Raw genomic sequence first — 25,150 nt, 5'->3', positions numbered from 1 at the left:
TGAAGTCAGCTTTGAAACAAATGGAGGTAGTGCGGTAAGTCAGCAATCTGTTCCATATCAAGAGAAGGTAAGTGAACCAGAAGCCCCAGAGCGAAAAGGTTATACATTTGCAGGCTGGTACACAGATGAGACGTATGAAACGGTCTGGGACTTTGAAGAAGATGTGGTAACAGAGGATACCAAGCTATATGCCAAGTGGAAGATTAGTAATTATGAAGTAAGCTTTGAAACAAATGGAGGTAGTGCGGTAAGTCAGCAATCTGTTCCATACCAGGAGAAGGTAAATGAACCAGAAGCCCCAGAGCGAACAGGCTATACATTTGCAGGCTGGTACACAGATGAAACGTATGAAACGGTCTGGGACTTTGAAGAAGATGTGGTAACAGAGGATACCACGCTATATGCCAAGTGGCTAAGTAATAATACTACTTTACAATCTATCGATACATCCGTAGCAATTTTAAATCCCCAGTTTAGCAAAGATCATACGGAATATACTATAAGAGTTGCCAGTGAAGTAGAAGAAATTAAGTTAAAAGCTGAAGCTTCCAGTCCAAAAGCCACTGTTCGAATTAATAATACAACTTTTGAAGAAAACCGAACAATTCAATTGGAAACGGGGATCAACCATATTAATATAAACGTAGAGGCGGAAGATGGCTCAACCAGTGAATACAAGGTACAAGTTATTCGCTTAACTAATCAATATAAAACTATACCAGAAGTCAGTGATGGAAAGTTAACTATATCCAATCAAGCCATCGATATGTTAGATACCAATGGTACTTTAATTCTTGATGTACTAGACGATTTAGATAGGGTAGAGGAAATTGAATTGCAAGCAGAGCAAGTAAAACAATTAAAAGAGCTAAATGCATCATTAGCAATTCATAAGAAAAATGTTAATCTAAATATCCCAATATCTAATTTTAATGAATGGAAAAACTTATCCATATCAATAAAGAATCTAAGTAATAATCTAGATACGGATATACCTAATACTGATTTAGCTGTAAGTGATGTTTTAGATTTTACAATAAGACAACAAGACACGGTGATAAGTGAGTTCAACAAGGAAATAACAATTAGTTTTCCAATTAAAGAACAAAAAAATATGGATGATCTTCACATATTTTATTTTAATGAAGATACAAATGAGTGGGAAATGATTGGTGGAACATTATCTGATGGACACATAAGTACAACTACAAACCATTTCAGTATTTATACGGTTGCATTAAATGATTTACTGGTAGAAGATGGTGAAACACACAAGGAAAATTCAGGTCAGGATATTGATGAAACACCAGATGGAGTCACGCGAGAAGATAACGAAGAAATAGCTGGAACAAACCAAGAGGATTATGATCAGAAAAATGACACGATTCACATTAACTTACCAAATACATCAACTAATATATTTAACTGGATTGTATTAAGCATGATTTTCTTGATTGGTGGAATTTTCATTTTATTCAGGTTTTGTAGGAAGGTCAATTAATATGAAAAGGAATTGAATTAATCCGAGAAGAAATAGTAGATATTGGAATAACAATGCAAGAGTGCATATTCTGATAAAAAAATAGCTGCCCTTCATTCTTTAGGGCAGCTATTTTCCTTTATACGTGCGATGAATTTAATTTATATCGATTCGGATATGCTTTTTCTTTTATTTCTGATGCTTTTCCAGCGGAGCCAACTAATACCATTTTGTTCTTTGCTAATTCTTTTGCAATATTTTTTGCCTTAGTTAGATATTTTCTAGGATCCAAAGAATCTGGCATTTCTGAAAAATGTTCTTTAATAGCTTCTGAATAAGCATTCTTTAATTCTGTCGATACATTCATCTTTGCCATCCCTAATGATATGCATTGTTTTACATCATCTTCAGGTATAGCAGATCCACCATGTAGAACAAGTGGTTCTTCGACAAGGTTGGCGATTTCTTCAATACGTCGGAAATCGATATCCGGATCACCATTGTATATGCCATGTGCTGTTCCGATTGCAGGGGCTAATGTTGGTACACCTGTTCTGTTAATAAATTCCCTACATTCAGTTGGTACTGCTTTTTCTGCATCTTTCGCGGAAACGACTATATTGTCTTCTACACCACCTACTTTTCCAAGTTCTGCTTCAACATTGATATCGATATGTTTTGCAATATCCATTACTTGGTTTGTGAGCCGTACATTTTCTTCAAATGGATACATCGAAGCATCCATCATGACAGAAGTGTAACCTGCTCGAATACACTGAATGATTACTTCTAGGTCTGTACAATGGTCTAAGTGAAGTGCTATTGGAATATCATATTTTTCAGATGCAGCACTTGCTGTTTTTACAATATTATCAGGTCCTAAATTTTTAACTGTTCCAACAGTTGTTTGAATAATAACAGGTGCATCAATCTCCGCTGCTGCTTCGACAACTGAGTAAAGCATATCGAAAGAGTGAATATTAAAAGCGACAATTCCATAACCGGACTTTCTAGCTTCTTGTAGCATTGGTGTAGATGATACGAGTGTCATATGATTTTCCCCCTAGGTAAAATTTTATGCGAAAGCTCCTGCTAGCTCTTCCATTACAGTTGTTTTGTTTTCGGCATGTGCTAGCGCTTCACGTTTTTCTTCATGAATTAGCATTCTTGAAATAGATGCTAGTGCTTGAATGTGTGTCGTACCTGCTTCTTGTTTTGGAATTAATAGTGCGATAAAGAAGGTAGCTGGCTTTCCATCTAATGCATTCCATTCAATTCCAACGCTTGAAGATACAACAATGATCGCAGGTCGTTTAATGGCATCCACTTGTGCATGTGGAATCACAAATCCATCTTGAAAGCCTGTTGTACTCTCTTGTTCACGTTTCAGTAAGCCATCTATTACCTCATCTGGATCTGAAGCAATCCCTTGTTCAACAGCAATTGTTGCGATTAGTTGGAATACTTCTTCCTGTGTGATCAGTGGTTGTTTTAGTGTGATTTGATTGATATCAAACAATTTGTTGCCCATCTTTTTCCTCACCTTTCGTTTGTTGGTCTTTTAAATAGCTACGCTTCTTATAGAATCCATATATAAATGCCCCAACTAGTGAACCGATTAATATAGCGATCACCCATTGTATAGCTCCTGTAACGACTGGTAATACAAGGAATCCACCATGTGGAGCCGGTACCTCAATGTTCATTATATAAGTCAAAATAGCGGATACAGATGAACCAATCATTAATATTGGAATTACAACAATAGGGTTTTTCGCGGCAAATGGGATGGCACCTTCTGTAATGTGAGTAGATCCAAGAATAAAGTTAACTCCACCAGCATTGCGCTCTGCTTGGTTAAAGTATTTTTTGAAAAATACCGTTGCAAATGCTGTAATAAGTGGTGGTGTAATACAAGCGGCAGAAACTCCTGCCATAAAGTAATAGTTTCCTTCTCCAAGTAATGCTGTACCCGTTACATAGGCAGCTTTATTAACAGGTCCACCCATGTCAAAGGCACTCATGGCCCCAACAATTACACCAAGTAAAACGGGATTTGCATTTTGAAAATTACTTAAGAAAGACATCATGCCTTCATTTATTGCTGTCATAGGTTCTACTAATAACGTCATAATCACGCCGACTAATAAGATACCAATTAAAGGATACAAAAAGATTGATTTCAATCCGTTTAGTGATTTTGGCATTTTTTCTAGTAGTTTACCGAGTAAGACAATAGTGAAACCTCCAAGAAAGCCGGCAGCAATACCACCTAAAAATCCAGCTCCGCCATTACTTGCAATCAGTCCGCCGATAAAACCGACTACCATCCCTGGGCGCTTTGCAATGGACTCTGCGATAAATGCTGCCAGAATGGGTACCATCATTTGAAACCCAAGCCCACCAATATCCTTTAAAGTGGCAGCAATCGGGTTATAGCTTTCATGGTTTGGATCAGCTGAATGAATACCAAATAAAAACGATAGTGCGATCAACACCCCGCCACCTACGACAAATGGAAGCATGTGGGAAACACCATTCATGAGGTGTTTATAAATGGAATGAGCTAGTGAATGATTACTTTTTTGTAATGCAGTTTCATCTTCTTCGGTGGTATTACTTTTCTTTGCTTTGAATACGGTAGCTTTACCGTCAATAATTGTTTGAATTAATTGTTCAGCTTCATGAATACCTTTTGCAACTGTAACTTCCACCGTTGGCTTTCCGTGGAAACGATACGCATAGACATCTTTATCGGCTGCGATGATGACCCCGTCAGCTTTAGCAATATCTCCTTTGGTAAGTTCATTTTCAACTCCCACTTGTCCATGTGTTTCTACCTTAATTTCAACACCAAGCTTCTTTGCTGCTTTCTTTAAAGCTTCTTCTGCCATAAAAGTATGTGCTATACCTGTCGGACAACCTGTTGCTGCAACAATTTTAATATTAGCCATATAAACTCTCCTCCTTTAATTTATTAATTTGAATATCTGGTATTAGTGCTTGAATATGTGAAAGGTTACAAAGACCTTTACTAAAAGCTGTAGCTGCTCCTGCGGCAGAGGCATAGATTAAAGCATCTTCTAACGAATGATGAAGTTCTAACTTTCCAATGAAAGTACTTAGCAAAGCATCACCTGCACAAGCGGTATTTACTACTTGTCCTTTAGCTGAGCTTACTTTCATGATTCGTTGAGAAGAAGTGTAAATGGCTCCTTTTTCTCCTCTAGAAACGAGTACTTGCTGGGCTCCCATCTTCAAAAGCTTTTTACTTAGTTCGATGATTTTCTCCTCATTGAGATCTGCTGGTGATAATTGGAAAAGGGAAGCGAGCTCATCTTCGTTAGGTTTAATTAGTAATGGTTTATATTTCAAACAATCTAGTAATGCATGTGAACTAATGTCTAAAATCAGTTTGATTTCTTTTTGATCACATATTTCGGCGATATTAATATAAAAATCATCTTCAATACCTCTCGGTAAACTGCCTGAGACAAATAGTATACTGTTAGCTGGTATCGTATTGATTTTGTCGAGCATTTCTGTCTTTTTTGTCCTAGATATCATTGGTCCTTTATTTACAATTTTGTATTCTTGATCAGCATTAGCGAATAGATTTATTCTCGTAATGCCTTTTACATAAACCATGGATGTGTTAATAGATAGCTTCTTTAATTCTTGTTCGATAAATTCTCCAGTAAATCCCCCGATAAATCCTATAGCGGTATTGGTAATCCCAAGCTTACTGAGCATAATTGATACATTTATTGCTTTACCGTTTGGCTGATAGTCTTCTTCATATGTCCTATTCACGACATTTGGTTTTAACTGGTCTAATCCAACATACAGATCAATCGCTGGATTTGCTGTTAGTGTATAAATCATGTGCTCACCTGCCTTGTTGTCTTGTTATCTTCATTATGGCACATGTATACCTGTAAATGTTTTCAGGATATGTAAAGGTTTTCGTCTGTTGTAAAAATAAAAAACTTGGCGTACAGCCAAGTTTTACAGCGTTCGTATTGCATAAGCATCTAATAAAATTCTGGAGATAACACTCAAGGGAAGACGAGAACGCACTTCATAATCTGGAAAGTAAGAGTGGGTTCCTTTATATCCGACAAATGTCATTTCTGACATTTGTCCAAGACTTGATTCCATTCTAGTTGTGAGTGTGATCGTGGTGATTTGTCTTATATTTAAGTTTTTACAAGCTTCTACTAGTTCCTCCGTTTCCCCGTTTAGTGAAACAAAGATTGCTATTTCATTTGGTTGTATGTTTTTTGATTTTATTCTAATGATATTTGGATCATTATGTTCTTCACAGTTTTTTCCCATTAACTGTAGCTTAATTGTCATCTCTTTCGCTATCATTTCGGAGAAACCACGACCAAACACAAATATTTTCTCAGCATCATTAATCTTTTGAACAGCATCCTCAATTTGCCCAATACTTTGTAATTGAATTGTTTTGATAACTTCATGCTCATTTTTCTGAATTGCTTGTTTAATTTTTTGATCAATATTTTCCATTTCATTGTTTTCGTCAGATAGCTTCACTTTTTCTTTTAGACTATATTTAAATGAAGTATAGCCGTCATACCCTATTTTTTTCATAAGTCTTACAATGGTAGCTGTCGATACATTAGCATGTTCACTTAACTTGACAATCGACATAGACGAAATCTCGTCTAAGTGATTGTGAATATACTCTAGTAAATATTTTTCCGTATCGCTAAGTGTTTTGTAAGTGGTTGCTGGTATATCAAATAATATATTGTTCATGAGTTACCCCCTTAACGTTTTGGGTATTTGTTATTATTATCACACATCTTCGTGAAAAGAATGTTATATTCCTAATCATACTAAGGTTCATGTTAAAATACCAATTTAGAACTAAACTCATTGTTAACCATCTACCTTCCATCAATTTTAAGACAAGGAAGCAAATGCTAGGGTTTTGTTAATCATAGTATTACTTTATCACATAGACAGACTGAAATGGTAGAGAAATAAGAGCAGAGGTTCTTGAGCTTGATTACCACGTCGGTAAGTAAACGACATGGCTAATTTCCCCCAGTCATACATGTATGAAACTCAAAGTAAGTACCAAAATAATATTTATATTCCATGCATGTGGTACTTAAATTTGGTTTAAGTACCATTTATCTTCTTAGTGTAAATTAGTACTTATAACTGTTATAAGTACTAATTTACTTGCAATAAATGTGATTTTGGTACTTATTTAGATGTTTTATTTTAAAACCAAAACTTTAGTTTGCTTGGGTTTTTATCGGAAACACAAGTGGTATGGGATTGAACCAGCGCTTATTCGGAATTTTAGCTGGTTTAAAGATCAAAAATGATGACAAAAGCAAAAGGGACTGTTAACAAACTACAAAAAATACTTGTAAAGTAAACGCATTCATGATAGCATCATGTTGAAACGTTTTATTATATAAATTATTTATATATAAGTATTTAAACAATTTATTCTCCTATTTTTTTAATTATATAGTGAAACGTTTTACTATTTAAGGGGGATTATGATGAAAAAGTTATTTGGTGTAACAACAGCTATGGTTACTCCTATGAATGAAGATGGGACAGTAAACCTTGAAGAGACAGAAAAGCTAACCAATTTTTTGATTGAGAAAGGAGTTGATTGCCTTTATCCATTAGGAACAACTGGAGAGATGTTTAAATTAACACTGAACGAACGCAAACAAATCGCAGAAACAGTAATTAATACTGCAAAAAAAAGAGTAAATGTTTTTATTCATGCAGGTGCCATGCATACATCAGATACATTAGATTTGGCAATGCACGCGCATAAGGCAGGAGCAGATGGGGTAGGAGTAGTTACTCCAGCATTTTTTACGGTAAGCGACTTAGAAATAGAGAATTACTATGCGACAATTGCTAAGCAACTACCTGGTGATTTTCCTATTTATTTATATAGTATCCCACAATTATCAGGTAATAAATTATCTATAGAGGTTGTTACAAGATTAGCAGAACAGTTTCCAAATATCGTAGGAATTAAATATAGTTACCCAGATTTTATTACTTTAAAGGATTATACAAAAGTTAGATCTGGGGAGTTCTCGGTTCTTACAGGAGCAGATAAGCTATTTTTACCAGCATTGGCTATGGGGTGTGATGGAGTTGTATCAGGTGTATCAGGGGTATTTCCCGAGCCTTTTGTTAAGTTATACCAACACTATCAACACAATCAAATTGAAAAAACTAGAGAGATTCAACATGTAGCAGATGAGATTATTCATATTTTGCGAGGAGGAGCAAATATGTCTTACTTTAAAAAAGCCCTAGAGTTGCGAGGTATTCAAGCAGGTTCTGTGAAAGCGCCTCACATGGATATTATTAGTAATGACATTTCGGCATTAGAAACAGCAATTAATCAATGGAAAGCAGAATATTTGAAACTTTAATGGTGATTGTTCTATACAATACTTCCGTTCCTTTATAATAGAAAGTAAATTTAATCCGTACGGAGGTAAGAGATGAAAAAAAGAGTAACGATAAAAGATGTCGCACATGACTGTAATGTTTCTATTGGAACAGTATCTAAAGTTATAAACAATAAAGGCTATGTCAGTAAAGAAACACTGAGTAAAGTTATGGATTCAATTAATCGACTTGGCTATAGCGTTAATGCTAATGCTCGTAGTTTAAAATCTTCACAATCCAATAAAGTCGCTGTGTTGATTTCCGATATTTCTAATTTATATTTAATGACTATTGCAAAAGAAGTCGAAAAAACAATTCGTTCATTAGGATTTCATATGATTTTACTAAGTCATAATGATGAGGAAGAGGAAGAATTTGCATCTTTACAGATTATAATGGAACAACAAGTGGATGCACTGGTTATTATTCCTACTGGCAGCAATGCTGATATGATTAAGCAAATCTTACATGCCAATATTCCAGTTATTGCACTCGATCGGAAAGTTGATGGTATCGAAACAGACCTTATTGTGGATGATAATTATTATGGATCATATGAAAGTATAAAAAATTTATATGAATTAGGACATACTAGAATTGGTGTTTTATATGGCCATCAAAAAAATTCTATTGGGAGAGATAGATATTTTGGAGCACTTGATGCTTTTCATGATTTAGGAATAGAAGTAGATATGGCTTTGTGGAAAGAAACCAATTTTGAAGAAGACGCAGCTTATCGGTTAACGATGGAATTGTTGTTGTCACCTAACCCACCCACTGCTTTGTATTCTTGTAATAATACAATTACAAAAGGTATGTTGAAAGCGATTAAAGAACAAGGGGTTCAAATACCAAATCAGTTATCAGTAATTGCATTTGGTGATAGTCAACAATGGGAACTGCTAGAACCGAAATTATCATTAATGACGCAACCAGTAAATCGCATTGGATTAGAAGCTACTATTCTGTTGAAAAATCGACTATTACTGGATTCCGAATTTCCACCAAAAGAAATTGTTATTAAGCCAACGTATGAAAGAGGAGATTCTACGAAAGAAAATAGAGGAAAGGGAGTTTAATATGAAAAAATTAATGATAAGTATATGTATTGTAGCAATTGGAGGTTTATTGTCAGCGTGCGGGTCTTCTAATAGTAGTGAAGATTCATCAAATTTTCCAGAAAATCAGATAGAAGTAGTGGTGCCTTTTGCAGCGGGCGGAGCATCTGATCTCGTATCACGTACAATAGCAACCGAAATGGAGAACGAACTAGATGTTCCTGTTGTTGTATCTAATAAAACAGGTGGTTCTGGAACTACAGGAATGCTGGCTACAAAAGATGCGAAACCAGATGGTTATACCATCGGTTATGTTCCTGTTGAATTAGCGATGGTTCAAGAATTAGGTTTAGCGGAAATTGCTCCAAATGACTATCAAGCAATTGGACAATTAATGACGATACCTGCAGCGATCACAGTTAGTGCTGATGCTCCATACGACACAATAGAAGAATTTATATCTTATGCGGAAGAGAATCCGGGTGAAGTGAAAGTTGGAAATTCTGGAACAGGTTCCATATGGCATATTGCAGCAGCAGCTTTTGCACAAGAATTGGACCTTGAATTAGAGTACATTCCCTATGATGGAGCAGCTCCGGCTGTAACCGCTTTAATGGGTGGGCATGTAGATGCCGTGTCAGTAAGTCCTTCAGAAGTGGTTGCTGGCTTGGATAGTGAAGATTTGAAAGTATTGGCAGTTATGAGTGAAGAGCGGGATGCCAATGTACCAGATGTCCCTACCTTGCAAGAACTTGGATACGATATTAACCTTTCTGGTTGGGGAGGATTTGTTGCTCCGACAGATACACCGGATGAAGTAATGGAAACTTTACAATCGGCATTTAAAATTGCTGCTGAAAGTGAGGCGTTTACAAATTTACTAGAGGAGAGGGGAATGAATCCAAATTACAAAGATGGAGCGGAATTCCAACAATTTGCTCAAGATCAGTATGAGTATTTCTCTGAATTGATCCCAAGTATTGACCTCAGTAACTAAAATTAACGGATAGCAAGACTGATTCAAATATTTAGCAGGAGTGAGATTATGAGAATAACTAATGTTAGTTTTAATCTTATTTTATTGCTGATCTGCGGACTTTTGTATTGGCAGACCTACAATTTTTCTACTTTGTTCGGTTCCGACGGCATAGGACCTGCTTATTTTCCAAGATTAATCATCATTTTAATAATGATAACTAATATAATAGAATTATTTTTCAGTATAAAAACCAAGAGTAGTAAACGTTTGTTTCTTATAGAACACAGCAGACGAGTTTTAGAATTATGCTTATTTATTGCAGTTATTGCAGGATTCATCAGTCTTTTAGGGACTTTGCCGTTTATTTTGATCGCAAGTATTTCTATGTTTTTACTTTGTATGGTACTTAAGCTACCTTTAATCCCTTCTATTTTAGTATCTGTTGGACTAAGTGTAGTGGTACATTTTGTCTTCATTGAGGGTTTTAATATAATGTTATAGATTGGAGACATTCTCATGGAAGTCATTTCACAAATATTGATGCCTAGTACACTATTATTTTTATTGTTAGGTAGCATTCTAGGGTTATTTATCGGAGCACTTCCTGGTTTGAGTGCTACTATGGGGGTCGCCATCTTAACCCCAATGACTTTTTGGCTCCCTCCAGAACAAGGGTTAGCAATGCTGATTGCTATTTATTGTACGGCTATATTTGCTGGTGGGGTACCAGCGATATTAGTTAATACTCCCGGTACTCCGGCATCTATGGTAACAAGTTTTGATGGCTTTGCTTTAACAAAACAAGGTAAGTCAGGTTTAGCTTTAGGAGTTAATGCTATCTATTCAGGGCTAGGAGGGGTCATTAGCGTTATATTCTTAATGGTATTTTCTCAACCTATAGCACAATTCGCTTTAAATTTTGGAGCTGCCGAGTATTTCGCATTAGCCATTTTTGGCTTATCTATCATGGTTAGTGTTTCAGGAAAATCAATAAGAAAAGGAATGATTAGTGGTTTTATTGGCTTGCTTATTGCTACAGTTGGACTAGATCCTATCACTAGTACTCAAAGGTTTACATTTAATCAAAGTGATCTTTATGAAGGGATATCCTTTATACCGATAATGATTGGTTTATTTGGATTAGGAGAAGTTTTTTTTCAATTTCTGTTAAAAAATGACCAAAATAATATAAAAGAAAATGTGAAAGAACGGTCAGATAGAATATTGCCTAATAAAAAAGAAAGAAGAGAAATGAGGAAGCCTTTCTTATTTTCTTCCATTCTCTCTCCTATTATTGGGGCGATACCAGGAGCAGGTGGAGACATCGCCTCTATTGTCACGTGGGAGCAGAGCAAGCGCTTTGTTAAAGGAGAAAAGAAGAAAGAATATGGTAAAGGCTCGTTAGCTGGTTTAGCTGCAACGACAACTGCTAATAATGGTGTGATTGGTGGTGCATTTACTACAATGCTTACACTAGGTCTGCCTGGTGATGCTGTAACAGCTATTTTAATTGGAGCATTAATGATGTATGGATTACAACCAGGGCCGAATTTATTTGTTGAAGACCCGGATATTGTATATACAATTATTGGTTTATTATTATTGGCTAATATCTTAGTCATAATACTAGGGTTATTGGGATCTCGTTTATTTGTCCGTATAATGATGGTACGCAAAGAATATATTTGGGTTTCTGTTATTCTATTTAGTGTTATCGGTTCATTTGCTTTAAATAACTCATTTTTCGATGTATGGATTGTATTTATTAGTGGTGTTGTAGGATTGATATTCAGGAAGCTAGATTATCCTTTAGGACCGATGATTCTTGGTTTATTATTAGGACCTATGGCTGAATCCAATTTTAGAAGAGCACTGTTGATGGGGGGAGATTTCTCCTATTCGATATTTTTCACAAGACCAATATCATTAATTCTAATCATTATAGCCATTGTATCCCTTATCATTCCAGTTTTAAATAAAATGAATCAGCGAAGAAAAAGAAATGTATAAAGCTTTTTGAATAAGAGGTGAAATCATGGATAACGCCAAAATAACAGTTGTAGGAAGTATAATATGGATTTATTAACTTCTTCTGTCTCTTATATTGTTTTTAAGTTATATAAAGTGATGGAAAACCTCTCATTTTATTTTAGATTTCCCGGTAATTTTATTTTTACCGGGAAAACCTCATCATTTTATAGCCGCATTTTTCAGTTAAATCACCTTTGTCATTGCCATACTTTAGTTGTTATAAAATAGTTGTCCATATGTTTGTTACGAATTGTATTTGGTAATATTAAAGGTAATCACCGTACCTACTTTAATAATGTGCAAACCTGTTCCAAAGCCTTCGATTAGTCTTCTATTATACTCCTAGAGGATAGGTTGTGTTTAAACTTGAATACAAACAAGTACATTTCACCCGGCAATTGTTTTCTAGTTTTTAAAAATCGGTAGTTTTTAAGAAAAATCAAATCATCACGATCAGCAGTATTACCTTCTGCTAAAATTGTTGCTTTTACCAACGGTTGCACCTTTTTCCTTCTTAGCAACTTTGCATCTTTCCCATCTAAGCAAAGCAGTTGTTCATTGCTTGTCGTGCAAGTTAAGTTTCGTTAAGCGGAATGAATCGGTGTTGATAGTTATTCTATATAGTTCTTTCAGTTCTTAACTGTTGCAAAAACAAATAATGTTTTAAATTGTACATTAATTTGATATATTATAATAGAAGTGTTTAAATTCGCAACAGTCCGGAGGTAGATGATAATGAAAGTGATGGCAATTGCTCCATACTATGGATTGAAAGAGGTCATTCAGTCAGTGGTAAAAGAATTAAAGGAAATAGATGTCAAAGTAGAAATAGGCAATTTGGAAGAAGGGGTAAAAATTGCTAAAGAAGCAGAAACTGATGGGGTTGACATAATCATAAGTCGAGGCGGAACAGCTGAATTGATTCAAAAAGAAGTAAAAATTCCGGTGATAGAGATAGAAGTATCTGCCTATGATCTACTTCGAATTTTTACATTGATTAAAGATAATACAGAGAAAAAAGTGATTGTTGGTTTTGAAAATGTGATTGAGAGTGCGATGACGATCAGCAATTTACTAGAAATAGAAGTTTCGGCATTTACCATTGGACATGAGGCGGATGTTGTACCAAAGTTAATTGAATTACAAAAGGAAGATTATCAAATTATTATTGGTGATACAATTACAGTCCGAAATGCGGAAGCACTTGGATTGAATGGGTTATTACTCACCTCAGGCCGAGAAAGTGTGATGAAAGCCTTTGAGGAAGCGATTAAGATAAGTCAGATTTATGCACCACTTACTAATAAACAGTTTATACCAAAAGCAATTTTAGATAAGTATGAAAAAGCAATAATGGTAGTTGATAAAGATAAGCATATTCTCTATAGAAATAAAGTCGCTACATTCATTTATAAAGATATACAAAATAGGGACTTAGAGAAATGGATAAATGAAGTGTTTGCTAATGGAAGTACAAGAACGCTCATGGAGTATCAAGGAAAGCTATGGGTGGTGAATGGTTATTCTCTTTCATTTAATAAGAAGGAATATGCCTGTTTAGAAATAGCAATAGATACCAATAAAAAAGAGAAAAGCATAAAAGGTCTACAAGTAATTACGCCATTACATGATGCACCATTACAGTCGATGAATTGGTTTCAAGCGAAGAACGACCTGATGCAGGATACTATTACAAAAGCAAAAGCATTTAGTTTACAAGATGAAAACATCTGGGTATATGGCGAAGTTGGAACAGGGAAGGAACGTCTGGCTTACTTAATGCACTTAGGAAGTGAGCGCTCTTCCAATCCTTTAACTATCATTGATTGTGAATTGATGGGCTCAGATGATTGGTATGAGCTATTGGGACATGATCAAGATTATGAAGGGATCATCTCTCATAATGCAAAAGGTACGGTATATTTAAAGAAAATAGAAAAGCTTTCACAAACAAATCAGAAAGGCTTATTACAATATTTAGAACATGCAGGCGCCTCTCCGCGTATCATAACTTCCTCAAGGGAACAAATAAAACCAAAAGTAGATAGAGGTGAATTTTTGTATGATTTATATCTGATCTTAAGTCCTCTGAAGTTAATGATTCCACCACTACGGGAAAGAAAAGAAGATTTTGAAGGATTAGTCAAATTATTTATTAACAAATTTAATTATGATTATGGTAAAGAATTAGCAGGAATACGTCCGGAAGCACTAGAAGTGTTGCAAAATCATAAATGGTCGAGAAATATGGATGAGTTAATGCAAGTTATAAAAGAAGTTATTTTGGTTGCAGAAGGACCATTTATTAAACAAGAGGAGATAGAAAATGCACTAGTGAAATATCAATCGGGATCTAATCTTGATCATCTCATTTCATTAAATGGTACTTTAAAAGACATGGAGTTAGCAATAATCAAACGAGTGTTTGAAGAAGAAAATCAAAATCATTCCCAAACAGCCAAGCGTCTTGGCATTAATAGGTCAACATTGTGGCGGAAATTAAAAGATGAATAAAGGTAGCCAATTAGCAGGGATTATAACGTGGAAATTTAAACACGTTGTATCCTGCTATTTTTTTATGTTGTAAAATATGGTGATTGAACAAGGTTAGAAAAGAAATTCCGATGGACCTTTCGATAAGAATTGTTGCAAAAAATAAATATTTTGAATATTAGGTTGCATTTTTAAACTTATTATATTATAATCCCAATAAGAAAGCGGTTATAAAACTATATTTGTTGCAAAAATAAACAGAAAGGAGGAAAACCCGATGTGTAACGGAATTATACCAGCAATGGTTACACCTTTAACAAATGATCAAGCAATTAACGAAAGTGTGACCCGTCAATTGGTCAATAAATTAATCGAAGCGAATGTAAACGGTTTATTTATTTTGGGTACAAATGGTGAGTTTCATTTGCTGAATAAGAATGAAAAGATACAATTAGCCAAAATAGTAATGGATGAGGTGGGTGGAAGAGTTCCAGTGATTGTTGGTACTGGTGGGAATAGTACTGCAGAAGTAATCGAGCTTTCCCAAGAAATGGAGGGGGTTGGTGCTGATGCCTTGTCAGTTATTACACCTTTTTTCATAACGCCAACACAAGAAGAAGTTATTACACACTACAAGACCATAGCAAAAAGTAGTTCATTACCAATTATATTATATAACATTCCATCGAAAACAGGTATGAACTTAGAACCTGCAACGGTTGAAACACTAGCAAAAGAAACAAACATCGTTGGTATTAAGGATAGTAGTGGCAATTTTGATAATATCAAAGCTTATATACAGGCAACGAATCGGGAAGATTTTTTTGTGATGTGTGGTACCGATTCATTAATACTCAAAACGCTTGAGGCAGGCGGTGTTGGAGCTGTAGCAGCAACTGCCAATGCAGTACCAGAGATTGTGGTTTCCATTTATCAAAACTGGTTAAACAATAACTTACAAATGGCAGAGGAAGCACAACGAAAATTAGGTCCATTAAGAAGCTCATTTCAATATGGTACAATCCCTTCTGTTTTGAAAAAAACAGTAGAAATGAGAGGGATTCCAGTAGGCCCCCCAAAACTACCGGTATCGGAAGCATCTGGTGAGACATTAGAAAAAATAAAAGAAGTACTAAAGTTGTATGAAGAAGAGGAGAGTGGTTGATTGATGAATACATTATATCAGTTTCAAACAGCAGACCATATCATTTCGGGACAAGATTCTATTAAAGATATAAAGAGCCATTTGAGTGTATTGGGGGTTAATATAGAAGCAGTTTTAATTGTAACACAGCCAAGTATTAAAGATTTAGGCTTTGTAGATTCCGTTAAAGATCAATTAATAGAAAAAGGCATTGACGTTGATGTGAATACAGATATACTTCCAGAACCGACAATGGATAATATAAATGACGTATTTAAACAAGTGTCACAGAAGGATTATGATGTGTTAATTGGAGTCGGGGGAGGAAGTGTACTAGATGCAACCAAGATCCTTTCCATTTTGGCGACTAATGATCAACAGATAGTTGATCTTCTAGGTACCGATTTGATCCAAAATCCAGGAGTGCCTACTGTATTAATACCTACGACTTCGGGAACTGGCTCTGAAGTAACGCCAAATGCTATTGTTACCTTACCTAATGAAGAACTTAAAGTAGGAATAGTTAGTAAGTACTTATTACCAAACCTTGTTATATTAGATCCTGCATTAACACTTGGTCTACCGAAACCAATTACAGCAGCGACGGGTATGGATGCATTTACCCATTCTTTAGAATCATTTATATCCAATAAAGCAAATCCTATTAGTGATATGTTTGCATTAGAGTCGATTCGATTGATTTCTTCCAGCATTGTGGAAGCATATCAAAACGGATCCAACATAGAGGCAAGGGAAAAAATGCTAGTAGGATCGATGTATGGTGGTATGGCGTTAACAAGTGCGGGAACGGCAGCAGTTCACGCCTTAGCTTATCCGCTTGGTGGAAAATTTAATATTCCACATGGTGTTGCCAATTCCATGTTATTACCACATGTAACCAAATTTAATATGGACCAAATTACGAATAGGTTATCAAAAATCGCAGAAGCAATGGGAATTGATGTCCGCGGTATATCCGAAACAGAAGCCGCTAATTTAGTTGTAGAGAAAATTCAAGAGTGGACTCATACATTAGAAATTCCACAAGACTTAAAAGAATATGGTGTAAAAAATAGTGATTTGAAAGAGCTATCTGTCTCTGCTTCAAAAGTAACTCGTCTGTTAAATAACAATCCTAAAACATTAAGTTTAGAGGAAATCGAAAATATTTATCGCCAATTATTAGCGTAATAAAGAAGGTTTCACAATGAAAATAGCAATCATTGCAGATGACTTAACAGGTGCATGCGACACAGGAGTACAGTTGGTCCAATATGGTTTGGATGTATCAGTAGCGATTCAATGTAGCAAACACCGTTTAGATGCTGATAAAGATGCCATCATTTTTAATACAGATAGCAGGGCATTGCCAAAGGAAGAAGCGTATACAAAGGTGAAAGATACCTCTCAACAAATAAAAGAAATGGAATTTGATTTTATTTATAAGAAAATAGACTCTACGATGAGAGGAAATATTGGCTCTGAATTAAACGCTGTCTATGATATATTCCAGCCAGATTTTATCTTTATTACACCAGCACACCCAAATAACGGACGAGAAGTGAGAAATGGAGTCCATTACCTTAACGGAGTAAAATTAAGTGAGACAGAAGTAGCGAATGATCCGAAAACACCTGTCACTGAAGCAAATGTTTGTCAATTAATTCAACATTCTTCAGGGCGACGTGTCGAACATTTGCATTCAAGTGATTTAGATAAAGGTAATCATTTTCTCTTACAACGATTAGATGAATGGAAGAAGCAAGGTATTTCATACGTAACAGTTGATGCTATTACAGAGCAAGATTTGCAACGTTTAATGGATGTTGTTCATTTAGCCTACTCCTCTATATTATGTGGTTCAGCAGGATTGATTCATTATTTGCCTGAATCTTTAGGAATAGAGAAGCAACAACAAGACAACCAAATACTAACAAACAACCAGCCAATATTATTTGTGATTGGAAGTATTAGTAAGTTGGGAAGGCAACAACTTCACCATCTTTTACTAAACTCAAGAGTGGTTGGGGTAGAAATGGATGTCATTCACGTTATTGCTGAAGATGAAGCAAAAGACAAGGAATTACAGCGTATTCAAACAAAGATTGAAGCTGCGATTTTTGCTGGTAATAGTGTTGCCTTGTATTCATCGTCTGATCTAGAGGCTACAGCAGCAATAGGAAGGGATAAAGAAATATCTCCGATTGAAATAAGTAATTTAATTTCGGAGGCATTAGGAGATGCGGCAGTATCTATTATAAATGCAATGAAGATACGTAATTTATTTTTAACTGGTGGAGATACTGCACAACAAGTTTTTGAAAAGCTTCAAATTAAAGATTACCAATTGATTGGGGAACTCGAATTAGGTGTTCCGGTCGGAAAAATAGCGAAACATAATGAAATGATTACGATAACAAAGGCTGGTAGTTTCGGAACCGATCACGTTATGACCAATGCATTACAGCAGTTACACATTGGTGCCCAAAAGGATAAAGCTAATTATTAGTCATTAGTATAAAGGAGAAGGTGGTGACTGGATGATTCCAACAATTGGAATTACAATGGGGGATGCTACTGGCATCGGACCAGAGATAATCATCAAAGCATTAGAAGATTCAACAATTTACGATATATGTCGACCGATCGTTATCGGTGATGCTAAAATATTAAAACGTGCAACTCATATTACGAATTCAAAAGTTGCCATCAATATTATCGATGATCCGAGAACGGCAGAGTTTACACATGGAACAGTTGACTGTATCGATTTAAATCTATTACCAGAAGATGTTGCATTCGGTAAAGTGTCACCATTAGCAGGGGATGCAGCATTCCGATATATCGAAAAAGCCGTTTCATTAGCTAAAGACAATAAAATAAAAGCAATCTGTACTGCTCCATTAAATAAGGAAGCTCTAGTGAAAGGTGGCCACCGCTTTCCAGGTCATACGGAGATTCTCGCAACATTAACAGGAACAGAAGATTATTCAATGATGTTAAGTTCGCCTAAACTTAAAGTTATCCATTTGACTACACATATTGGTTTAAAGGAAGCGATAGATATCATTGATCCAAAGCGAACGAAAACAGTCATTGATTTAGCAGATACAGCATTGAAGCGCGCAGGATATAAGGAACCAAGGATTGCAGTTTGTGGTATTAATCCACACGCAGGTGAGAATGGGTTATTTGGTGAAGGGGAAGAAGAAGAAAAGCTAGTACCAGCTATCAAACTAGCTCGGAAAGAAGGAGTGAATGTTAGTGGTCCACATCCGGCTGATACTTTATTCTTTCGAGCTGTACGTGGAGACTTCGATATAGTAATTGCTTGTTATCATGATCAAGGGCATGTTCCAATCAAAGTATTAGGTCTAGAAGAAGGAGTTAATATTACCGTTGGTTTAAATTATGGTATTATTCGAACTTCTGTTGACCATGGTACTGCATTTGATATTGCTGGTAAGAATATAGCAGATAATAGAAGTATGATTGCAGCAATACAATCAGCTGCTGAACTAGCTCCCAAAGGTTAAATGAACTATCAATGGTTAGGGGTGAAAGTTTGAATGAGCGATTTGAAAGCGTTTGAATTTGAAGCGGATATCCCGGTATTGTATCCGCATAACCATGCTTCTAATTTACATGTATTAGATAATGGGGATATCTTATGTGTTTGGTTTAGTGGGTCGAGAGAAGGGAAACCTGATATTTCGATAATGTGTTCAAGGTTAAAGAAGGGTGAACAAGATTGGAGTAAACCAACGGTCCTATCAGATGATTTTGAAAGGTCGGAACAAAACCCAATCCTTTTTCAAAATACAAATGGTGAACTCTGGCTAATTTATACAGCGCAGAATGCTGTTCACCAGGAATCATCAGTTGTTCGTTATCGGGTTTCGAATGATGATGGTCATACATGGAGTGAAATCAAAACACTCTTTGATAAACCAGGTACATTTGTCAGACATAAGCCTGTCATATTAGACAACGGTGAATTGGTGTTACCTGCATATTATAGCTTGAAATCACGAACAGGGTTTTTAGGAAACGACTTTAGTGTGATCAAAATATCTCATGATCATGGTAAAACGTGGACAGAACATGAAATAAAGGGTAGTAAAGGGTTAGTTCATATGTCTATCGTTCCAGATCATACGGGTCATCTAGTAGGGTTTTTTCGTAGTAGAAAAGCAGATTATATTTATAGAAGTATATCAAAAGATGGCGGTAGAACATGGACAACTCCCACACAAACGGAGTTAATGAATAATAACTCATCGATTCAAGCAACAAGGCTAAAAAATGGTAAATTAGCCATTGTTTTTAATAATATTAATGCACAATTAGCACCTCCAAAGGAAAATAGACCACCTTGGTTTGATAAAAGTGATATGGACAAGGTTGGGGTGGACAAAAATGTTAAAGAACAAGCATCGATTTGGGGAGTTATTAGAGCACCTTTAACCGTAGCGTTGTCAAATGACGATGGAGAAACATGGAACTATAAGAAAAATATTATGACGAAAGAAGATGTTTCAGAAATACATCCTGAGTTTTCTTACCCATCTATTAAACAAACAGATGAGGGGAGCATACACATTACGTTTACTTATTTGAGAAAGTATATAAAGCATGTAGTAGTAACAGAGGATTGGATTAAAAACTAAATGGCTTATTTAGGGGAGATGAAAAGAATATGTTATTTACACAAAGTATGAAGAGAAGCGGTTTGATAATGTTGTGTCTAGGTTTTCTCTTAGCAATGGTGGTCGCTTGTTCAAGTGATAATACGGGGACAGAAAATAATAGTGACAATAATTCGGAAGAGAGTTCTGGGGAATCTGTAAGTTTAGTAGCTGCTACAATCAATCCTGGTGATACACTATTAGCACAAGCATTACAGGCCTTTGCAGACGAAATAAATGAACAAAGTAATGGTGAAATTGAAGTGGAAGTACACACAGACGGAACTCTTGGAAACGCTTCAAGTTTATATCAATCTGTCATTTCTGGTGATATTGATATTATTTACTCCGATTCTGGATGGTTTGCCGAGCATAATCCAGAGTTTAATATTTTAGGTACCAACTATTTATTTACAGATCAAGAACACTTCGAGTCTATTGTGAATTCTGAAGATAAACTGTCTTATTTTGAAGACTTACTTATTGAGGATCCTGGTCTAAAAACGGTTATGTATGCTGGAGGTCTAGAACGAAATATTATTAGTACATTCCCTATCGAATCTGTTGAAGATTTAGAAGGTGCTGAAATGCGTAGTGGTACTGGTGCTACGGAATTAGAATGGTGGGAAAACCTAGGTGCTAATCCTACTAGTATTGACTTTAATGAGGTATATTCTGCATTACAAACAGGCGTTGTAGAGGGATCTCAAAACAGTTTAGATGCAATGATTCAACAGCGTTTCGGGGAAGTTGCAAAGCATATAGCTAGAACACAACACACTTTGACATTAGGTTTTATCGTTATGAACAATGATCGCTATGAGTCATTAAGTGATGCACATAAAGAAGCAATTGCAAAAGCTGCTGATATTGTACAACCAGAATATATTTCAAAAGCATTTGAACAAGCTGAAGAAGACATGAAAACACTTGAGGAAGAATTTGGTGTAACTTTTACAGATCCAGAGCGGGAAGGTTTCATTGAAAAGTCTAGAACTCAAATGAATGAATTAGCAGAAGAATATGATGTTGTTGATGAAATGGAAGAGATCTTTAATTAAGCTGTATCACTGTTTCCTAGCACTTGTCGCTAGGAAGCAGTATACCATTTTTGTGGGGGTGAATGTTTGTGGTTCTTAAGAGAATAGCAGCTTATATTGTAAAGGTTGCACATGCCATTAGTATTGTGATGATGATATTATTGTCTGTCACCTTATTTGTTGGTGTATTAAGCAGGTATATATTTTCATATTCTATTCCTGAACTAGAGGTAATACGAAAATTTTCATTAATGTGGTTGGTGTTTATAGGGTCGGCACTAGCTGTGAAAGAAAAAATGCATTTAGAAATTGACATATTATCCGATTACATCAGTAAAAAAATCAATAGAATAAGGTTAATGGTTGTATTTGCCTTGTCACTGTTTGGGATAGGTATACTAATCTTTATAGGAATTGCTGCATTTGAAGCTGGTTTAAACCGAACAGAACTGGTTCCAATTAGAGGATTATCTTCTCAACCAACACTTATCTATTATTATTCAGCCTTTTTAGTAGGCTCATTATTAATGTTGTATTTCCATCTAATGAATAGTCGAGAGCTTTTTACTAGAAATGAGGTTAAGAAGAAATGATATTACTTTCCGTTATCCTAATATTTTTTGCTTGCTTATTAATTGGTGTACCTGTTGCTTTTAGTATTATTATAGCAGCTGTTATTCCATTATTATTTGAACCACTAATAAGCCTGACACAAGCAAGTTCTGTTATGATTGAGTCATTTTCAAGCTTCACATTATTGGCGATTCCGTTATTTATTTTTTGTGGTGCTTTAATGAATTTAACGAAAGTAACGGATGATTTAATTTATATTTCGAAAGCATTAGTTGGTAAGCTGAGAGGTAGTTTAGCACATATGAATATTGTAACAAGTGTATTTTTTGGTGCTATTTCAGGTTCATCTGTTGCAGATGTTGCTTCATTGGGGAGAATTTTGATTCCTGCGATGATTAAGGCAGGTTATAGTAAAGAATTTGCTGCTACGATTACTGCAGCATCTTCTACAATTGGCTCCATTATTCCGCCAAGTATTTTATTAATAGTATATGGTGCGTTAGCTAAAACATCTGTAGCCGCTTTATTTATCGCTGGAATTGCTCCTGGTGTGTTAATTGGATTGACACAAATGATATATGCTTATATGTATGCAAAAAAACATGATGTAGGCGATATTCAAAATGAGCTGATAGGGTTACCGAATGACCAAAACTTATCTAAAGCTGTAGCATTAAAGAAAAGTATTTTTCCGTTAAGTCTATTCTTAGTTGTAATAGTAGGTATTATGGCGGGAGTATTTACTGCAACAGAAGCAGCAAGTATTGCAGTAGTGTACGTTTTTATTGTAGCCTTTTTCATTAAGAAGGAAAGAAATTTCAAGAAATATATGGAGGTTACAAGAAAAGCAGTCATAGACTCTGCTTCTATCTATATACTAATTGCAGCAGCTGCTCTGCTATCTTGGGTTCTGTCCTATTATAAAGCTTTAGATCCAGTAATTAATTTATTGATAGAAAATGAGTTTAATCCAATTATATTTCTACTATTATTAATGTTGTTATATGTTGTCTTAGGCACCTTTATGGAACCAAACTCTGCCATGTTAATTTTTGTTCCGCTATCTGTACCAATTATTCAAGGGTTAGGTATTGATCCAGTTGTTGCAGGTATTGTAACGGTCATGTCGATTCGTTTAGGTACTGTTACACCACCATATGGTTTATCAGTATTATTAGCATCTAAGGTAGCTGACACCAATGTTTTACGAATGATGAAACAAATTCTCATTTTCGTTGGTATTTACTTAGTTTCTATTATTATTATTATACTGTTCCCTCAAATTGTTACATTTTTGCCGAACATATTAATGGATTAAATGATTATGCAAAATTAAGGAGTTAAATGTATAGGGGGTGGGAAAATGTTATTGCAAGACAAGATAGCCGTCGTTTCTGGAGCAAGTAGAGGGATAGGTAGAAGCATAGCATTGACATTAGCACATCACGGTGCTTCGTTGGTTATATCAGGAACCAAAGTTGACTTATTACATGATGTTGCAAGTGAAGTCCTGGATATGGGAAGGGCATGTATCGTTGCTGCTGGGGATGTAACAAACGAAGAAACAGCTGAAAACATTACGGCCAAAGCAATTAACGAATTTGGTCGTATTGATATTCTGGTTAATAATGCTGGTATGAATATGCGTACCTCTACGATCGACATGGATATAAAAGATTGGAAAAAAGTAATGGATGTTAATTTAAATGGTAATTTATATTTTTGTAAAGCTGTGTTACCTCATATGATAAAGGAAAAGTACGGAAAAATTGTCAATGTTAGCTCCACTACAGCTAAGTCAGGACATAAAAACGCAATCCCTGCATATGGTGCATCGAAGGCAGGTGTTGATTATTTAACCAAACATTTAGCAATGGAGATGGCGGAGCATAATATATATGTTAATGGTGTTTCACCAGGTCCTGTTCAGACGGATATGATCAAGCAGTGGTCAAAAGAGTATTATCAACAGGTTCTTTCAAAAATTCCATTAAAAAAGTTGGGAACTCCGGAAAATATTGCTGATGTTGTCCTATTTCTATCTTCATCCATGTCAGACTTTATTACTGGTGAAACCATTAATATTAACGGCGGAACATTCATGAGCTAGTAGGAGAACATCTGGGCGTTCTTCTATTTTTTAAAACTACTAGACAAATAGTAAGAAAAATTTGAGCTAAATCTACTAAAAATAGAATCAAGAAGGTGTTGATGGAGTATGAATATTCCTAAAAATATAAAAGCGCAGTGATGAACCTTAATACTGCGCTTTTATATGTGGTAAACTGGCTTTTATGTCTTGTGATAAGCGCTTACATAAAATTGTAATTAGAGTTATGTTTGTGTCCCTTTTTACGACAATGTGGATGTTGACAAATGGAATAATAGGTGGTCACTTTCTGAGTGGGCAAGGTATCAATAGTAATGCCACAATTTGTACAAATAACAGTACCCATACTAGGTAGTTTTTGATTATGATGCATTATATATTCCTCCTTTATATATATTATAACACATTTAAATAAATAATGTACATTATTTATTTAAATGTGCGAAATACAGTAAGGAAATTAAAATAAATGCAGATGAAAGAGGGAATGTTAAGCGGGAAAAGAGGCTTGTGACTGTCAGTATATCCCACTAGTAATAGTTTGACAGAACGTTCTCATTATTAGCGTAAACAGTAGGAAAAGCTTCTTTAAATGTATAAGCTTTGTACTTCATTTGAGCTTCTAACAGCTCTTCCCCCACTTCTTTTAGACGATCTTTCGGTTTTGGGTTCCAGAACTGCTTTTGCTGAAACACCATTGTCATAGTGGGGGAGTGGTTAGTGAAGGTTGCCATATTAACGATGTTTAATGGAATATCAAGTACTTACTCTCTAGTCAACAAAAATGATGTAAGAAGCCAATATGTTTTTTCGATATTTGTTTCAGAAAATTGTCCGGATGATGAGTGTTCAGGTATATTTCTTGATGAAAGGATAAAATGGAAAAAAGATAGTGAACCAACTCAATGGTACACTTTTTGATCAAGTACATTCCACTTTCTATCCAGAGGTAGATGGAAGTATGTTAGCAGTTTATACATAATTGTTATTTATGTGTACAACTTGTGCCTATAATGCTTTAATATATGGTAAAGCCTACTTACACAAGAACTGTAGGATATGAGTATTCTAATAGGAATATGT

At 35.3% G+C, this 25,150-nt stretch carries 23 protein-coding genes; 17 read left to right on the top strand and 6 right to left on the bottom strand.

Annotated features, from left to right (window positions below; all coding sequences use genetic code 11):
- Positions 1-1,501: cadherin-like beta sandwich domain-containing protein (locus J5J03_RS06760; RefSeq protein ID WP_208587761.1), on the top strand; the 1,501-nt coding region annotated here is incomplete at its 5' end.
- A 118-nt stretch (positions 1,502-1,619) separates the two neighbouring features.
- On the opposite strand, the gene J5J03_RS06755 is transcribed toward J5J03_RS06760, so the two are convergent.
- The 5 genes from J5J03_RS06755 to J5J03_RS06735 all read right to left on the bottom strand — a co-directional run bounded on the left by J5J03_RS06755 (position 1,620) and on the right by J5J03_RS06735 (position 6,265).
- On the bottom strand, positions 1,620-2,531 hold the full coding sequence (locus tag J5J03_RS06755) for a class II fructose-bisphosphate aldolase (RefSeq protein WP_208587753.1): 912 nt from the start codon (positions 2,529-2,531) through the stop codon (positions 1,620-1,622).
- A 24-nt stretch (positions 2,532-2,555) separates the two neighbouring features.
- On the bottom strand, positions 2,556-3,011 hold the full coding sequence (locus J5J03_RS06750; protein WP_208587751.1) for a PTS sugar transporter subunit IIA: 456 nt from the start codon (positions 3,009-3,011) through the stop codon (positions 2,556-2,558).
- Complete coding sequence (locus J5J03_RS06745) at positions 2,992-4,434, bottom strand: PTS fructose transporter subunit IIC (protein WP_208587743.1); 1,443 nt, start codon at positions 4,432-4,434, stop codon at positions 2,992-2,994. The genes J5J03_RS06750 and J5J03_RS06745 overlap by 20 nt, the downstream gene beginning before the upstream one ends.
- Positions 4,427-5,365: a 1-phosphofructokinase gene (pfkB, locus tag J5J03_RS06740; protein ID WP_208587741.1), complete on the bottom strand. Its 939-nt coding sequence runs from the start codon at positions 5,363-5,365 to the stop codon at positions 4,427-4,429. The genes J5J03_RS06745 and pfkB overlap by 8 nt, the downstream gene beginning before the upstream one ends.
- Positions 5,366-5,488: 123 nt before the next feature.
- Positions 5,489-6,265 (bottom strand): MurR/RpiR family transcriptional regulator, encoded by a 777-nt coding sequence (locus J5J03_RS06735; protein ID WP_208587739.1) that lies wholly within the window; start codon positions 6,263-6,265, stop codon positions 5,489-5,491.
- A 764-nt stretch (positions 6,266-7,029) separates the two neighbouring features.
- On the opposite strand from J5J03_RS06735, the gene J5J03_RS06730 reads away from it, so the two are divergent.
- The 15 genes from J5J03_RS06730 to J5J03_RS06660 all read left to right on the top strand — a co-directional run bounded on the left by J5J03_RS06730 (position 7,030) and on the right by J5J03_RS06660 (position 24,067).
- Positions 7,030-7,932 (top strand): dihydrodipicolinate synthase family protein, encoded by a 903-nt coding sequence (locus J5J03_RS06730; RefSeq protein ID WP_208587737.1) that lies wholly within the window; start codon positions 7,030-7,032, stop codon positions 7,930-7,932.
- Positions 7,933-8,004: 72 nt separating this feature from the next.
- Complete coding sequence (locus J5J03_RS06725; RefSeq protein WP_208587735.1) at positions 8,005-9,030, top strand: LacI family DNA-binding transcriptional regulator; 1,026 nt, start codon at positions 8,005-8,007, stop codon at positions 9,028-9,030.
- A gap of 1 nt (position 9,031) precedes the next feature.
- Positions 9,032-10,006 (top strand): tripartite tricarboxylate transporter substrate binding protein, encoded by a 975-nt coding sequence (locus tag J5J03_RS06720; RefSeq protein WP_208587733.1) that lies wholly within the window; start codon positions 9,032-9,034, stop codon positions 10,004-10,006.
- Between the two features lie 48 nt (positions 10,007-10,054).
- The gene (locus tag J5J03_RS06715; RefSeq protein ID WP_208587731.1) at positions 10,055-10,489 is read left to right on the top strand and encodes a tripartite tricarboxylate transporter TctB family protein; all 435 of its coding nucleotides are present in this window, start codon (positions 10,055-10,057) and stop codon (positions 10,487-10,489) included.
- Positions 10,490-10,504: 15 nt separating this feature from the next.
- On the top strand, positions 10,505-11,998 hold the full coding sequence (locus J5J03_RS06710) for a tripartite tricarboxylate transporter permease (protein ID WP_208587728.1): 1,494 nt from the start codon (positions 10,505-10,507) through the stop codon (positions 11,996-11,998).
- 756 nt (positions 11,999-12,754) lie between these two features.
- Entirely contained in the window at positions 12,755-14,533 is a 1,779-nt protein-coding gene (locus J5J03_RS06705; protein WP_208587726.1) for a sigma-54-dependent Fis family transcriptional regulator, read from the top strand.
- A 256-nt stretch (positions 14,534-14,789) separates the two neighbouring features.
- A complete protein-coding gene (dapA, locus tag J5J03_RS06700) occupies positions 14,790-15,677 on the top strand; it encodes a 4-hydroxy-tetrahydrodipicolinate synthase (RefSeq protein WP_208587724.1) in 888 nt (295 codons plus the stop codon).
- A gap of 3 nt (positions 15,678-15,680) precedes the next feature.
- Complete coding sequence (locus tag J5J03_RS06695; RefSeq protein WP_208587782.1) at positions 15,681-16,847, top strand: iron-containing alcohol dehydrogenase; 1,167 nt, start codon at positions 15,681-15,683, stop codon at positions 16,845-16,847.
- 16 nt (positions 16,848-16,863) lie between these two features.
- Positions 16,864-18,165 carry a four-carbon acid sugar kinase family protein gene (locus tag J5J03_RS06690; RefSeq protein WP_208587722.1) on the top strand — a complete coding sequence of 434 codons (1,302 nt, stop codon included), beginning with the start codon at positions 16,864-16,866 and terminating at the stop codon, positions 18,163-18,165.
- 31 nt (positions 18,166-18,196) lie between these two features.
- Complete coding sequence (pdxA, locus tag J5J03_RS06685; protein WP_208587720.1) at positions 18,197-19,192, top strand: 4-hydroxythreonine-4-phosphate dehydrogenase PdxA; 996 nt, start codon at positions 18,197-18,199, stop codon at positions 19,190-19,192.
- A 33-nt stretch (positions 19,193-19,225) separates the two neighbouring features.
- Positions 19,226-20,326, top strand: coding sequence for a sialidase family protein (locus J5J03_RS06680; RefSeq protein WP_208587718.1), 1,101 nt, complete (start codon positions 19,226-19,228; stop codon positions 20,324-20,326).
- A gap of 29 nt (positions 20,327-20,355) precedes the next feature.
- Positions 20,356-21,405 (top strand): TRAP transporter substrate-binding protein, encoded by a 1,050-nt coding sequence (locus tag J5J03_RS06675; RefSeq protein ID WP_208587716.1) that lies wholly within the window; start codon positions 20,356-20,358, stop codon positions 21,403-21,405.
- 68 nt (positions 21,406-21,473) lie between these two features.
- Positions 21,474-21,977 carry a TRAP transporter small permease gene (locus J5J03_RS06670; protein ID WP_208587713.1) on the top strand — a complete coding sequence of 168 codons (504 nt, stop codon included), beginning with the start codon at positions 21,474-21,476 and terminating at the stop codon, positions 21,975-21,977.
- Positions 21,974-23,275, top strand: a complete 1,302-nt coding sequence (locus J5J03_RS06665) for a TRAP transporter large permease (RefSeq protein ID WP_208587704.1) — start codon at positions 21,974-21,976, stop codon at positions 23,273-23,275. The genes J5J03_RS06670 and J5J03_RS06665 overlap by 4 nt, the downstream gene beginning before the upstream one ends.
- Before the next feature lie 45 nt (positions 23,276-23,320).
- Complete coding sequence (locus J5J03_RS06660; protein ID WP_208587695.1) at positions 23,321-24,067, top strand: SDR family NAD(P)-dependent oxidoreductase; 747 nt, start codon at positions 23,321-23,323, stop codon at positions 24,065-24,067.
- A gap of 202 nt (positions 24,068-24,269) precedes the next feature.
- On the opposite strand, the gene J5J03_RS06655 is transcribed toward J5J03_RS06660, so the two are convergent.
- Positions 24,270-24,413, bottom strand: coding sequence for a GapA-binding peptide SR1P (locus tag J5J03_RS06655; protein ID WP_208587775.1), 144 nt, complete (start codon positions 24,411-24,413; stop codon positions 24,270-24,272).
- A 374-nt stretch (positions 24,414-24,787) separates the two neighbouring features.
- On the opposite strand from J5J03_RS06655, the gene J5J03_RS06650 reads away from it, so the two are divergent.
- A complete protein-coding gene (locus J5J03_RS06650; protein ID WP_208587693.1) occupies positions 24,788-24,988 on the top strand; it encodes a hypothetical protein in 201 nt (66 codons plus the stop codon).
- Positions 24,989-25,150 lie beyond the last annotated feature (162 nt).

This window comes from Gracilibacillus suaedae, from assembly GCF_017599345.1.
Classification (GTDB): Bacteria; Bacillota; Bacilli; order Bacillales; family Amphibacillaceae; genus Gracilibacillus; species Gracilibacillus suaedae.
Note: the sequence above shows the minus strand (reverse complement) of the source record. Positions and strands in the feature narration are given on the sequence as shown.

What these genes read in the sequence shown, in the direction of transcription:
- J5J03_RS06755 (WP_208587753.1), bottom strand. Translation starts at nt 2,531, where the DNA reads ATGACACTCGTATCATCTACACCAATGCTACAAGAAGCTAGAAAGTCC.
- J5J03_RS06750 (WP_208587751.1), bottom strand. Translation starts at nt 3,011, where the DNA reads ATGGGCAACAAATTGTTTGATATCAATCAAATCACACTAAAACAACCA.
- J5J03_RS06745 (WP_208587743.1), bottom strand. Translation starts at nt 4,434, where the DNA reads ATGGCTAATATTAAAATTGTTGCAGCAACAGGTTGTCCGACAGGTATA.
- pfkB (WP_208587741.1), bottom strand. Translation starts at nt 5,365, where the DNA reads ATGATTTATACACTAACAGCAAATCCAGCGATTGATCTGTATGTTGGA.
- J5J03_RS06735 (WP_208587739.1), bottom strand. Translation starts at nt 6,265, where the DNA reads ATGAACAATATATTATTTGATATACCAGCAACCACTTACAAAACACTT.
- J5J03_RS06730 (WP_208587737.1), top strand. Translation starts at nt 7,030, where the DNA reads ATGAAAAAGTTATTTGGTGTAACAACAGCTATGGTTACTCCTATGAAT.
- J5J03_RS06725 (WP_208587735.1), top strand. Translation starts at nt 8,005, where the DNA reads ATGAAAAAAAGAGTAACGATAAAAGATGTCGCACATGACTGTAATGTT.
- J5J03_RS06720 (WP_208587733.1), top strand. Translation starts at nt 9,032, where the DNA reads ATGAAAAAATTAATGATAAGTATATGTATTGTAGCAATTGGAGGTTTA.
- J5J03_RS06715 (WP_208587731.1), top strand. Translation starts at nt 10,055, where the DNA reads ATGAGAATAACTAATGTTAGTTTTAATCTTATTTTATTGCTGATCTGC.
- J5J03_RS06710 (WP_208587728.1), top strand. Translation starts at nt 10,505, where the DNA reads ATGGAAGTCATTTCACAAATATTGATGCCTAGTACACTATTATTTTTA.
- J5J03_RS06705 (WP_208587726.1), top strand. Translation starts at nt 12,755, where the DNA reads ATGAAAGTGATGGCAATTGCTCCATACTATGGATTGAAAGAGGTCATT.
- dapA (WP_208587724.1), top strand. Translation starts at nt 14,790, where the DNA reads ATGTGTAACGGAATTATACCAGCAATGGTTACACCTTTAACAAATGAT.
- J5J03_RS06695 (WP_208587782.1), top strand. Translation starts at nt 15,681, where the DNA reads ATGAATACATTATATCAGTTTCAAACAGCAGACCATATCATTTCGGGA.
- J5J03_RS06690 (WP_208587722.1), top strand. Translation starts at nt 16,864, where the DNA reads ATGAAAATAGCAATCATTGCAGATGACTTAACAGGTGCATGCGACACA.
- pdxA (WP_208587720.1), top strand. Translation starts at nt 18,197, where the DNA reads ATGATTCCAACAATTGGAATTACAATGGGGGATGCTACTGGCATCGGA.
- J5J03_RS06680 (WP_208587718.1), top strand. Translation starts at nt 19,226, where the DNA reads ATGAGCGATTTGAAAGCGTTTGAATTTGAAGCGGATATCCCGGTATTG.
- J5J03_RS06675 (WP_208587716.1), top strand. Translation starts at nt 20,356, where the DNA reads ATGTTATTTACACAAAGTATGAAGAGAAGCGGTTTGATAATGTTGTGT.
- J5J03_RS06665 (WP_208587704.1), top strand. Translation starts at nt 21,974, where the DNA reads ATGATATTACTTTCCGTTATCCTAATATTTTTTGCTTGCTTATTAATT.
- J5J03_RS06660 (WP_208587695.1), top strand. Translation starts at nt 23,321, where the DNA reads ATGTTATTGCAAGACAAGATAGCCGTCGTTTCTGGAGCAAGTAGAGGG.
- J5J03_RS06655 (WP_208587775.1), bottom strand. Translation starts at nt 24,413, where the DNA reads ATGGGTACTGTTATTTGTACAAATTGTGGCATTACTATTGATACCTTG.